Below are 13,375 nucleotides of genomic sequence, written 5' to 3'. Positions count from 1 at the left end.
CTAAGCTCCTGATTATCGGCTCCATATAAACATAGGTTAATATACTAACAGAGACTTAAAGAATGAACGTATCTTTCTTAAATGCCTTCAGCGTTAGCGGAATGATTCCACACGGGTTTTGTATCAAATGGACCCCGGGACTACTTTGGTCTTATGTCATTTCTGACGCACTTATCACCCTGGCCTATTTTACCATCGCAGCTACTTTGGCTTATTTTGTAAAGCACCGCAACGATTTAAAATTCCGCAGCATCTATCTGATGTTCAGTGCATTTATCCTGGCCTGCGGAACCAGTCATTTGATGTCCATCATCCTTATATGGCTACCATTTTATTGGATAGATGCGGTTATCAAAGTCTTAACGGCTACAATCTCGGTAACGGCTGCTGGGTTCTTGATTAAACTGATGCCAATTGCTCTAAAGTTACCCAGTCATCAGCAACTGCAAGACGAAATTTCAGCTAGGAATAAGATTCAGTCGAAATTACAGGATAGCGAAAATAGATTAATAGCCCTGAGTCAAAAACTGATGAGCCTCATCGAGGCAATTCCCGATGCCATATTATTCAAGGACGACAAGGGTCGATTGTTGATCGCCAACGAACATGCCATACATCTTTTCAGATTGAATAACGCTGAATGGCAAGGCAAGACCCATCATGAACTGGCTAGCCAACAGTCAGATATACTGGAAATGCATACAAAATTTTTCCAGAATGAAGATTATATTTGGCAGGCTGGGCATTTGATCATGCTGGAGGATCAAATCGTCAATGATGAAGGACGTTTGATCGATATTGAAATACGCAAAACGCCCATTTTTCATAAAAATGGTCAACCTAAAGCCATGGTTGTCATTTGCAGAGATATCAGCAACATCCGTCAGGCAGAGTACCAGTTACGTATAGCTGAGGCCGCCATCGAAACTCAGGAAGGAATTATGATTACCGATGAGGACAATTTTATCCTGAGAGTCAACAAAGCCTTTACCCGACTTACCGGCTATCAACCGAAAGACGTTATCGGTAAAAAACCCTCGATATTAAAATCTGGCCGTCATAGCAAGGAGTTTTACCAGAATATGTGGGCAACGCTAAAACGTGAAAAGTTTTGGCAAGGTGAAGTGTGGGATAGACGCAAAAACGGCGATATCTACCCCAAATGGTTAACAATTAACGCTGTAACGGGAGCGGATGGACGCGCTTGTAATTATGTTGCTGCTTTTACCGATATCAGCCAGCATAAGGAAGCCCAAGCGGCAATCCACCGTTTGGCTTTTTATGACCCTCTGACCGATCTTCCCAATCGGCGCTTATTGCAAGACAGGCTGCAACAGTGTTTAAAAAATTGTAGCCGTCATCATCATTACGGTGCCGTTTTGATTATAGATGTGGATCATTTTAAAACTGTTAACGACACCATGGGTCACCATGTTGGCGATCAATTACTGATTTATATTGCCAAACAACTTGAGCAATCCGTTCGCATTGGCGATACAGTTGCTCGCCTCGGCGGTGACGAATTCATTATCTTACTTGAAAATCTGGGCCACATAGAAAGAATGGCGCTAGTCCATGTAGAAGAAATTGCTCAAAAAATCCTCAATGCCGTCAATACAAGCGTGCAATTGAACAATAGAGAACACCATAATTCGATAAGCATCGGCATTAGCATGTTCAATGAGCAAAAGAATTCGTTTGATGAAACACTTAAACGTGCCGATGCAGCTTTATATCAGGCCAAAGACGCGGGGCGTAATACTTTGCGTTTTTTTGATCCTGAAATGCAGGCATTAATGGAGTCACGATTGACGCTGGAGTCCGATCTGCGGCATGCTCAAGAACTAGATCAACTAAGCCTGCATTATCAAGCACAGCAGGATAAAAACAACCAAATTTTTGGCGCGGAAGTATTGCTACGCTGGACTCATTCTCATAGAGGAAGCATATCACCCGCCGAATTCATTCCCATAGCTGAAGAGACCGGTTTGATACTGCCCATCGGTTATTGGATATTACAAACAGTGTGCGAACAACTAAAAATATGGTCTGAACATCCAATCAGTCAGAATCTATATCTTGCGGTCAATGTCAGCGCGCGACAATTCCGTCAAGCCGATTTCGTTGAACGGGTGAGTGCAATAATCCTAAATTCGGGTGCCAATCCGACAAAACTAAAATTAGAGCTGACTGAAAGCCTAGTATTAGATAATGTTGCGGACACCATTGAAAAAATGCACAAACTAAAACGGTTAGGCATCCAATTCTCAATGGACGATTTTGGTACCGGCTATTCATGTTTAAGCTACCTAAAAAAACTGCCACTTAGTCAACTCAAGATAGATCAGAGCTTTGTGCGCGACATTATCGTCGACCGGAATGACGCCATCATAGCGCAGACAATTATTGGCATGGGGCACAATCTGGGGCTAAATGTCATCGCTGAAGGCGTGGAAACCCAAGAACAACGGCAGTGTCTGGAGTCCATTGGCTGCGATGCCTTTCAGGGCTATCTCTTTAGCAGACCGTTACCCTTACTAGAATTTGAGCAACTTGCTATCCAGACCAACGAAAATATCAAATACGCAATAAATGCTTCTTATGCTTAAGCTAATAACTTAAGTAGACAGGTTATTTTCTTGCCTCATTACCTAACTGACATAAGTGATTCGGCTATGCGTAATTATCCATCCGCCAATTTGTTTGCTCTTAGAACCATCAACAACTATTTCAGGATATCCGTATGTTTTTAATGAACTGGCATTCGGTGGGCTTCAAAGTAGTTGCCATCAATATGACGATTGTCACACTACTTAGCGTGACGTTTTTGATTTATTTTGCCCAACTTGAAAAACAAAAACTCATCGAGCGCAAGATTGAATACTCCCGCCAGTTATTACTGATTTCAGAGTCAATACGCGATGATTCACTTAAAAAATGGGAAAACAACATCTACTCACCAGAAAAAATCATTCAAATAGCACAGACTAATAGTCCTGCGGTGAGTAAGGAGCTTATTATATCCATGATTCCAGTCTCCAGCGCTTGGAATGTGATCGAGGCAAAAGCGCAAGAAGGCGGTTTTCGTTTTAAAGCCCCGGCATTCAACCCACGTAACCCTGCGAGAAATTCGCCCGATGAATATGAACGTCAGGTACTCGATAAATTTAAAAGCAATCCAACTTTGTCTGAATACAGCATAGTCGACGAAACAAATCAAGAAATCCGTTACTTCAGACCGGTAAAAATCGTTAAACAATGTGAACTTTGCCATGGAGCCCCTAATACTTCGCAAACTATCTGGGGTAACGCTAATGGTCAAGACATACTCGGTTACCCGATGGAAAACTTGCACAGCGGTGATTTGCGTGGCGCTTTCGAAATTATTACACCATTTAGCGTCGCTTTTACCGAATTAAAACAAACACTCTATTACGCCATTACTTTTCTCTGCATAACCTTGTTTATCATCGGCACTAGCGGTTATCTTGCCATTAGCAAAATAATTACCAGCCCATTGACCGATTTAGCGCTTAACTTGCAGTCAATTAGCAGCGGCGATGGCAATTTACGCGCCCGACTAACCGCATCGGGTAAGTCAGAATTTGCCTGGGTTGCCGCTAGTTTTAATGCATTCGTAAAAAAAATCGCTACAACAGTTGAAGAAATAAGCGAAACCAGTGACAAATTAGCCAATGCCTCCAATAACCTGGCGACGATCACTGAGGCCACTCAACAAGGTGTAGAACGACAGCTTCAGGAAACTACTCTTGTCGCCAATGCAATGAAGCAAATGACATCGACGGTACAAGAGGTGGCGAGAAACGCTGTCAAGGCATCAGAAGCGGCAGAAACCGCCAACATAGAAGCATCGACAGGCAAGAGCATAGTCAATCAGGCTGTTGACGGCATTAATGGTTTGGCATCGGAAGTGGAAAATGCCGCCATCGTCATTCACGCCCTTGAAAACGATAATAACAGCATCGGCCAAGTGCTTAGCGTGATTCAAGGCATCGCTGAGCAAACCAATTTGTTGGCACTGAATGCCGCCATTGAAGCTGCGCGTGCAGGTGAGCAAGGCCGAGGCTTTGCCGTGGTAGCCGATGAGGTAAGAACCTTAGCGAGTTGCACGCAAAATTCGACACTGGAAATTCAGCAGACCATAGAAAAATTGCAAGGCCGTGCCAAACAGGCTGTTTCGGTTATGGAAAATGGCAGAATAAGAGCTGCATCCAGTGTTGATCAAGCAGCCTCTGCGGGCGTTTCAATTTCAGCTATTAGCGAAAGAATAGATATGATTAATGACATGAACAACCAGATTGTTACTGCCGCCGAACAACAGTCAATTGTTGCCGAAGAAATTAATCGTAATATCAGCAATATTAGCCACGTTTCCGAAGAAACCGCCGCAGGTGCAAAAAATACCGCCAACGCCTGTCATGAGTTACTTGCACTCGCCAATCAATTGCGTGCAACAGTGGGTAGTTTCAAAACCTGATTGCAGTAGCACAACTGGCAGTTATGGATATTGTCAAAAACAACTTCCCGAAATTGATAAAGCAAATCGACGACAATAATGCACTTTAATTAGCGCAAGATTAGAAGTGTTGGCGCCGATCGAAAATTGACCAGGTAATCCACGTATTCTGCTGTGATTATAGGGGAAAGGCAGGAGTTCGTCGATGCGGCTGTTTGGCCAAGTGGGGAGTTTTTCCAGGGTATCTTTTAGCCACGCATAAGGGTCAAGGCCATTAAGTTTGGCGGTGCCCAACAAGGTTTGAATAACCGCTGCACGTTGGCCGGCGCGCTCGGAGCCGGCGAATAGCCAGTTTTTTTGCCCAGTGCAATGAGGTGAATGGCGTTTTCCACCGGGTTGTTGTCGATGGGCAAGTCACCGGTACCGGCAAAACCCATATCGCCACAGCCCTGAGTGTTTCCGGCATTCAGCATCATGGCAAACGTGTCCGCTTCTATTTATGCCCTGTGGGTATTCCACCTTTGAATTGGTCAATGCCTTGGGGCTGGAGAAAGCCGCTGGCAAACAAGGTCGCTTGGCGCTCAGTCTGATGTCGGTTGATTTGGTGATTCTGGATGAATTGGGTTATTTACCCTTTTCACAGGCCGGTGGTGCATTACTATTCCATTTACTTTCAAAGCTGTATGAACGCACCAGCATCATTATCACCAACTTGACCACAGCGTTACTGGGTCGTCTGACACATCATTGCCATATCATCTAAACCGGCAATGATTCTTTCCGCTTTAAGCAAAGCAGTGCCATTGCCAAACAGCGCATCCAGTCCAGAGAATCGACTAAACAGCCACAACCCATTATTGAAAGGGTAGAAACAGACGAGCATGAATAAAATGGATTGTTCTCAATTTTAGAACTGACTTTCAATCAAAAAAGGCGTTAAAACCAACGCAGTCGGGAGAGACACAAGAACAATGTGATATTTTAATCAGACATGGCTCCCAAGGTTTTCAAGGCTATTATTTTGGCAAACCCACCCATATTGATGAGTGGGCTAAATTCTAAGAGACATAATCAGGCCAAATCGAACAACTGTCATTTTGTCGAATGGCCTGTTTATACTCATAGTTCCGTCACCCATTTTTAACGGTTTTCAACAAGCTGAATGCCACAAATTGACCGAAACTGTAAATGCGCCAATCTCGATACAAAGAAATCAGAAAAGATGATGACGAATGACTTCCTCGCGTTCCACGACTAAATTTTTATCCAACGACTCACTAATGTAATCAAACACATGATCGTTAATACCGTGACGCAATGCACCTAGAAATGCCGGTGGCGCTACTAAAATCAAATTATTAAACTCATGTTTCACTCGGCCTTGTTCTAGCCTATCGGCAATTTGTTTGGCAAAAACATCTGCCTCACTTTGTTTCAGGTCACTATGTGTTTCAAAAGTATGGACACCTTGACCAAGATTGCCATGGTATTCATCAAAATCATCATAAGCATGCCCTCTGCTTTCAAGGTGTGACATACATTGAATCTCTGTTAATGGGTCCAAGCGGCTTTTCATAGAGAAAAACCGTGCCCTACTGCTATCTGCTACTACAATCCAGGTACATAACATAAAGCTTCCTCCATGAGGATTGCATCAATGTCTCATCTGTTGTGAGCCCAATATTGAAGCCATTGACTTGCCACAATGAGCACAGATGTATTCTTGAGTGGGTTCACCCATGACGAACTGACGCGTAAATGAGGGGTGGCCGCAGGTATCGCGGTGTAAATCTTTCCGGGTATTTTGTGATTTTTTTGCATTCATGATCGACTCCATATATTTTTTTTCGCGACGTCAATTAAAGCAAAATTGAATCAAAATTCTGTTATCAAGCTTCCAAAATACTAATCGATATTTAGAGGATTTTGGCATTTGTAAAATGCTTCACAGTTCGCGGTTGAATATCGACAGGCGATCAATTACAGCCAGTATCGAAAGGCTGCAAATAATCAGTAATGCGGACATATCACGCCTCCCATCAAACCCAATTTTGAGCTTGGCCACGAAAGTAGCAGGATCTGAATCGCTGCTACGGCAATACTGTCTATATGCGATTTTTTGCCGATCGACTGATAATCCAGCGCAAACGCATCAGAATAGATTGGCAACCACAAAATAAATGACCGCAACTTCCAATGCAATCGGCAACATGAAAAAGTAGGGGGACCGATTCTTCATCTCCAAAAGCGCTTCTGTCACCCGGCCAGGGCTGGGCGAACATTGGTACTCAGTAGAGTAGCGACTTTCCGCGGACGATGCAGACGAGACGCTACTGATAAAATAATTATCGTCGTCGAAGATCGAATCAAATAGATCGTCTAGCTTTTTTTGGTTATCGAATAAGCCGTTTAGCACATTTCCATCAATTGCAGCTGTGTACATGACAATTACCTCCAATACGTTTGCATGGGCTAAAAGATTAACGATTTATCGAGCAATAATCCGTGAAGAATGTCATGAATAGTCAGATTGCTTAAAATGCTGATTATCAAAGCTTGATCACTTTCCGCTATTTCCAGTCGCTCGGCCTGACATAACACATCATCAAACCAGCAGTAGCCAGGATGCCTATTGCCGGTAAATCATCGGGAATCACCGAATCCTTGGGCTGACTAGGGATTGATTGATTTGATGCATATTAATTTCTGGATTAATCCTATAGCGTTGCGGCCGATTGCTACTCAACCGCAGATTTAATGATGAGAAAGTGACTGTAATAGACTATGGAAAAAAGCTGGCTTCCTTGGGCTCTGGTACTAGCGCCTTTTGTTCAGCCGGCACAATCCAACCGCCACCCATGGCACGATACAGTTGAATCAGTGCCACAAAAGTGTCATTGCGCGCCGTTACCAGATCGATTTGCCCTTCGTAATACTGCCGTAAGGCATCTAGAACTTCAAGATATGAGGAATAGCCTTCATCGTAGCGTAAATGAGACAGGCGTAAATAGTTTTGTAAAGCCTCAACCCGCTTTGCCTGAGAAACTTGGCTTTCATTGGATTTTTCACTAACAATCAAACCATCTTCAAACTCGCGAAAACTCGTAAGAATAGCTTTTTGATAACTGGCTAATGCCGCCTGTTGCGCCGCTTCGGCTGTTTGAACCTGACCAGCGACTCTGCCGGCGGTAAATATTGGCCCTAGCAAACGGCTGCCAATCGTCCAAAAATTAGCGCCAGGAACAAATAATTGTGCAATTTCCATACTGGCCTGACCGACATCACCACTGATAGTCACTTTAGGAAAATATTCACCACGCGCCACGCCAATACGAGCATTAGCTGCAATCAGATTCTGTTCAGACTGTTGGATATCCGGTCGGCGTAACAAAAGCTCGGAAGGTAAACCGGCCGGTACTGCCGGCGGGACTAATTCATCTAAACTCAAACCACGTTCAATAGCACCGGGAGGCCTGCCCAACAATACACTAAGTGCATTCTCAGCCTGGGCAACCTGGTGTTCATAGAGGGGGATCAGGGCTCGACGTCGCTCCAATTCAGAATCAGATTGGCTAACCTCAATTTCCGACGAAAAACCGGCAGCAAAACGGGCTTTCGCAATGCGATTTTCCTCAGTCAGGGCTTCAACTGTATTCCGGGTAATTTCCAGATTACTGTCCAGGCTGCGTAAAGTGATATAAGTTTGCGCAACCGAGCTGACCAAGGTCAGTACAACAGTATTACGCACAGACTCCTGAGCTAACAAGTCGGCGCGCGCTGCTTCCTTGGCACGACGTAACTGCCCCCAAACATCCAACTCCCAAAACATTGAGGCACCGAGCCGAGCCGAGCCATTGTCGGATAAACTATCGCCTAACCCGAGTGATTGACTACTCGTTTGGATACGGTCATAGCTGGCCTGGCCAAATATTTGCGGAAACAAACTAGCGCGAGTGGATCCGTATACCCCCATAAATTGTTCGACGTTGGCAATGGCAATTTTAAGATCCAGATTATTCTGTAACGCTTGCTCCACCAACCGATTTAAAACTGGATCCTGTAATTGCTCCCACCAAGGTAAGTTGGCAGTGTCGCGCACATCTTTAGCAGCAAAACGCCATTGTTTGGGGGCTTCGATTTGTGGCTTTTCGTAATCGGGGCCAACGGTAAAGCAACCAGTCAAACTCAGCGCTAATGCAAAAGCAGTCAACTTATTCATTCGCGTCGTCCTCCGTTGCTGATTTAGCTTCTTCGGTAGTTTTGCGCTTAGTTAGGGTTTCCACTGCATAAAAAAGCACCGGCACGATAAAAATAGCAATGGTTGTGGCGGCCAACATACCGCCAATCACCGTATAACCCATAACTTGACGCGACAAGCCACCGGCACCACTGGCAATTGCTAGTGGTATACAACCAAAAATAAACGATAAGGCCGTCATCATGATGGGGCGCAAGCGTAAACGTGCCGCTTCGATGGCCGCTTCGTAGATGGTTTTACCTTCTTCCACCCCCATTTTGGCGAATTCAACAATCAAAATAGCGTTCTTGGCGGCAAGACCAATCAACATCACCAAACCAATTTGGGCGTAGATATTGTTTTCATAGTGACCAATCATCAATCCGGCAAAAGCACCAAAAATTGCGATTGGTGTCCCCAGCAATACACTAAAAGGCAGACTCCAGCTTTCATACAGCGCAGCTAGAATCAGGAACACGCAGAATATGGCAAAGGCGAAAACCATAGCGGGAGAAACGCCTTCTTGTGCCTGTTTTTCCTGAAAACTCATGCCGATATAATCGTAACCCATGTCGCTGGGCATGGTTTCAGCAAACACAGCCTCCAAAGCTTGCATCACCTGCGCCGAACTAAAGCCCGGATTGGCAGACACACTTAGCTGCTGACTACGGAATTGGTTAAACCGCATGGTAAATTCCGGCCCTTCTGTCTTGCTGATACTGGTCAACGCCGCCAATGGCACAGTATCACCGGCATTGTTACGCACATAAAACTGACCTAAGGATTTGGTATCCTTACGATACTCACCCTCCGCCTGCACATAGGTCTGCCATTGTCGGCCGAAGCGGTTGAAATAGTTAATAAAACCACTCCCCATATAGGCTTGTAAGGTCTTATAAACATCAGATAATGACACGCCCTGCTTAAGCACCTTATCTCTATCTACATCGACAAAAATCTGTGGGACCGATGGTAATGCAGTCGTCATCACCCGCGCAATTTCCGGACGACTTTTAGCGGCTGCGATAAATTTTTCGGTATTTTCGGCCAGAAATGCCACATCCTTACCGGCCCGATCTTCTAACACCATACTCACGCCGCCCGAAGTACCCACGCCAGGAATCGCCGGTGGCGGAAAGGCAAAACCTATCGCTTCCGGTATATTAGCCATAGCTTTATTCAAATGCGCTTTGATGGCTTCGTATTGTTCCTCAGGCTTGGTACGTTCCGCCCAGTTTTTTAACGAAATAAAGAAGAAAGCGTTATAGGTCGTATTAGCCTGGCTTAGCATGTTATAGCCAATAACCGAAGAGTAGTTGGCAACACCGGGGGTGTTTTTCAGAATTTCCTCGACATCTTTCGTCGCCTGATCGGTGCGTTGTAACGAAGAAACATTGGGTAATTGAATGCCGGCATACAGATAGCCCTGATCTTCATCCGGTAAAAAGCCCATCGGTACGCTTTTACCCAGCCCACCTGCCGTCAGCGCCAGAACGGCCAGAAAAATCATGCTCAACAGCATTTTTCTAATCAGAACCGAAGTAAAACTGACATACCCATCGTTAGCGCGACCAAACCAGCGATTAAAGCCGTCATAAAATGTTTGCATTGGCCCTGTGCCTCGCACTTTGGGCTTTAAAATCAACGCTGCCAAAGCCGGGCTCAACGACAGTGAATTGAAGGTGGAAATGATCACTGATACCCCAACAGTAACCGCAAATTGCTGATAAAGTTTTCCGGTAATACCCGGTATGAACACCGTCGGCATAAACACCGCGATCAATGCCAGCGAGGTACCAATAATGGGTCCGGTTACCTCCTGCATGGTTTTCAACGTAGCTTCTTTGGGACTTAGTCCCTTAGAAATATGATGTTCAACCGATTCGACCACCACGATGGGATCATCAACCACCAAGCCAATCGCCAATACCAAACCAAACAAAGATAAGGTATTGATGGAAAACCCAAGCACCGGGAATAACATAAAGGTACCGATCAGGGAAACCGGTACTGCCAGCAGCGGAATCAAGGTGGGGCGCCAGCCTTGCAGAAACAGGAACACCACCACGATAACCAGCACCAATGCCTCAACCAATGTATGCACAATCTCGGTAATACCCTCGGTGACCGACAGCGTGGTATCCAGTGCAACCACATAATCCATGTCGTCAGGAAAACGGGTTTTCAATTCCTCCATGGCTTTTTTAGCACCATCAGCCGCGTCAATGGCATTAGTACCCGGCAACTGATATAGCGCAATCAATGCCGCAGGTTTACCATTAAGACGACCGATCATGTCGTAAGTTTGCGCACCAAGTTCTATACGGCCGACATCCTTAATACGCACGATGGAGCCGTTAGGCTCTGCGCGCAGCACGATATTGCCAAATTCCTCTTCAGTTTGCAGACGCCCTTGCGCTCTTACCGTATAAGTAAAATCCTGTCCTGGTGGTACCGGCTCACCACCGACTTTGCCGGCCGGATTGACGTTATTTTGCGCCTGCACAGCGCTGATAATCTCCGGAATAGTGATGTCCAATTTAGCTAGTTGATCAGGCTTCACCCAAATACGCATCGCATATTGCCCAGCACCAAATACCGACACGCTGGCAATCCCCTTAACCCGCGTCATCTGATCGTTGATGTTGATATAGGCGTAATTGGCCAGAAAAATATTGTCGTAACTACCCTTGGGCGAATAGAGCGCAAACATAATCAACGGCGACGAGGTCGATTTCACGACATTCACACCATAATTGCGTACGTCCTGCGGCAATTGCGATTCGGCCTGGGATTTGCGCATTTGCGTCAAAACCTGGTCGATATTCGGGTCGGTCGCCACATCAAAATTAACCCGTAACGTCATCTGACCGTTGCTGGCATTAATTGAATACATGTAATTCATGTTATCCACACCGGACATCTGCTGTTCGATGGGGGTGGCAACCGCTTGCTCGACGGTTAAAGCATCAGCACCGGTATAAGTTGTAGAGACTTGAATCTCGGGCGGAGCAATCTCGGGAAACTGCGCGATTGGCAGTTGCGACATGGACACCAAACCAATGATCACCATCAAAATGGCAATCACAATGGCCACAATTGGTCGATTAATAAAAAACTTAGCCATGTTGCTCTACTTAACTGCGTTAGCAGATTCTGCTAACAAGGGTTTAGGCTCGACTTTACTGCCGGGGCGTACTTTTTGTATACCCTCTACGATTACGCTTTCCCCCAGCTTCAAGCCTTCATCGATCACTTGCATATCATCGATGGTTACAGAGGGTTTCACCTGACGCATCTCTACCGTGTTGTCTGCATGCACCACAGCTACTAAGAAACGGCCTTGCATTTCTGTAACCGCACGTTGCGGAACCAATAATGCGTTTGGTTTGTGTTCAACGACTGCTCGTACTCTGGCATATTGCCCAGGGCGCAGTAAATTAGTGGGGTTAGGGAATAAAATAGCCACCTGAATAGTGCCTGTCTTAATATCGACCTGAAGGCCGGCAAAGAAAAACTGACCTGCTGCTGGATAAGTACTGCCATCCGCTAATATGAGTTGTATCGATGCCTTCTCGCGTCCTTGCTCTTGGTTCGAACGTTCCCGGGCAAAATGCAGGTATTGCTGCTCACTCATCGGAATAAATGCTTTGATCGGGTCAAGCTGGGAAATGCTCGTCAGCTCTAAGTTAGCACTGCCCGGCCCTACCAAATCACCAATTTGCGCAGTCGAAATTCCAGCGATGCCATCGATGGGCGAAAGGATTTTAGTGAAGCCCAACTGAAGTCGGGCATTTTCGACAGCAGATTTGGCGACCAAAACTTCTGCTTGAGCGGTAGCTTCACGACCGACCGCATTATCGCGGTCGCGGACACTAACAGCCTTCTCTGGTAATAAGCGTTCTACCCGCGCCAGATCGAGACGGGCGGTTTTCAATACCGCTTCTTGCCGGGCCAAATTGCTAACCGCACCATCCAAAGTTGCTTGAAATACCCGTGGATCGATTTCATACAGCAGTTGACCTTTTTTAACCGGGCCACCTTCCAGGTATTTCTGTTTCAACAAATAACCTGGCACCTGGGCCAAAATTTGAGCATTCACCATGCCATCAAGCGAGCCTATCCATTCCTGATGAACCGGCACATCGCGTTGCTGGACTTGCGTGACAATTACTGTGGGCGGTGGCGGTGGCGGCGCTTTTTCGGCTTTGTTGCAACCAGCCATCAGCATAAGCCCAAGAACAGATACACCTAGTAAGCTCAAGCTATGTGGATGGTTTTTATTCAAGCCATATCCACTTGATGTGATAAATTTCATAGGCTGTTCAGTGTGTAAGTTTAGGGTTATAACTGGTCTAAAAACCAGTTTCCAGTCTATATGGGAGGTTGAGTGATGCTGATGTGCATTTGAATTCAAGTATATCAGCGGTTAAATTGTATTTAGCGAGTTAAATCTAAATTGGTTTATGACTTGAACAGCAAAATTTTTAAACCGGTGCATCTTGATTTAAGTCAATTTAGCCAGATGAATCGTCATTTACTGGAAAGTTTAACCCACGAAATCAAAAAAAACATATTTCTCCTGAATCCTCATGCCATCCAAGTTGGGTAGCTAAAATTGAACTATGACGCAAACGCCAAGAGGCTTGTCAGGCAATTTC

Annotated in this window: 9 protein-coding genes and 1 pseudogene; 4 read left to right on the top strand and 6 right to left on the bottom strand. The window is 45.4% G+C overall.

Annotated elements, in window-relative coordinates:
* Window positions 1-62 precede the first annotated feature (62 nt).
* Window positions 63-2,609, top strand: coding sequence for a GGDEF and EAL domain-containing protein (locus tag A1359_RS09865; RefSeq protein ID WP_083960577.1), 2,547 nt, complete (start codon window positions 63-65; stop codon window positions 2,607-2,609).
* 134 nt (window positions 2,610-2,743) lie between these two features.
* Window positions 2,744-4,498 (top strand): methyl-accepting chemotaxis protein, encoded by a 1,755-nt coding sequence (locus tag A1359_RS09860; RefSeq protein ID WP_066981746.1) that lies wholly within the window; start codon window positions 2,744-2,746, stop codon window positions 4,496-4,498.
* 168 nt (window positions 4,499-4,666) lie between these two features.
* Here A1359_RS09860 and A1359_RS09855 read toward each other — a convergent pair.
* A pseudogene (locus A1359_RS09855) lies at window positions 4,667-4,908 on the bottom strand (transposase domain-containing protein); the annotation flags it as partial.
* Between A1359_RS09855 and A1359_RS23640 the strand changes: the two are divergent.
* Complete coding sequence (locus tag A1359_RS23640) at window positions 4,852-5,067, top strand: ATP-binding protein (protein ID WP_408606538.1); 216 nt, start codon at window positions 4,852-4,854, stop codon at window positions 5,065-5,067. The pseudogene A1359_RS09855 and the gene A1359_RS23640 sit on opposite strands and share 57 nt — an antisense overlap.
* Window positions 4,977-5,240: an ATP-binding protein gene (locus A1359_RS23150; protein ID WP_066981738.1), complete on the top strand. Its 264-nt coding sequence runs from the start codon at window positions 4,977-4,979 to the stop codon at window positions 5,238-5,240. The genes A1359_RS23640 and A1359_RS23150 overlap by 91 nt, the downstream gene beginning before the upstream one ends.
* 450 nt (window positions 5,241-5,690) lie before the next feature.
* Here the strand turns inward: A1359_RS23150 and A1359_RS09845 are convergent, their stop codons facing one another.
* The 5 genes from A1359_RS09845 to A1359_RS09825 form a co-directional block, all read right to left on the bottom strand.
* Window positions 5,691-6,107, bottom strand: a complete 417-nt coding sequence (locus A1359_RS09845; RefSeq protein ID WP_066981735.1) for a host attachment protein — start codon at window positions 6,105-6,107, stop codon at window positions 5,691-5,693.
* Between the two features lie 522 nt (window positions 6,108-6,629).
* Window positions 6,630-6,920 (bottom strand): hypothetical protein, encoded by a 291-nt coding sequence (locus A1359_RS09840; protein ID WP_066981731.1) that lies wholly within the window; start codon window positions 6,918-6,920, stop codon window positions 6,630-6,632.
* 339 nt (window positions 6,921-7,259) lie between these two features.
* Window positions 7,260-8,696, bottom strand: a complete 1,437-nt coding sequence (locus tag A1359_RS09835; protein ID WP_066981728.1) for an efflux transporter outer membrane subunit — start codon at window positions 8,694-8,696, stop codon at window positions 7,260-7,262.
* Window positions 8,689-11,841, bottom strand: coding sequence for an efflux RND transporter permease subunit (locus tag A1359_RS09830; RefSeq protein WP_066981725.1), 3,153 nt, complete (start codon window positions 11,839-11,841; stop codon window positions 8,689-8,691). The genes A1359_RS09835 and A1359_RS09830 overlap by 8 nt, the downstream gene beginning before the upstream one ends.
* A 6-nt stretch (window positions 11,842-11,847) precedes the next feature.
* Window positions 11,848-13,032 (bottom strand): efflux RND transporter periplasmic adaptor subunit, encoded by a 1,185-nt coding sequence (locus A1359_RS09825; protein ID WP_066981722.1) that lies wholly within the window; start codon window positions 13,030-13,032, stop codon window positions 11,848-11,850.
* Between the last annotated feature and the right edge of the window lie 343 nt (window positions 13,033-13,375).

It is taken from the genome of Methylomonas lenta, from assembly GCF_001644015.1.
Lineage (GTDB): Bacteria > Pseudomonadota > Gammaproteobacteria > Methylococcales > Methylomonadaceae > Methylomonas > Methylomonas lenta.
This window is presented reverse-complemented; position numbering and strand designations above follow the sequence as displayed.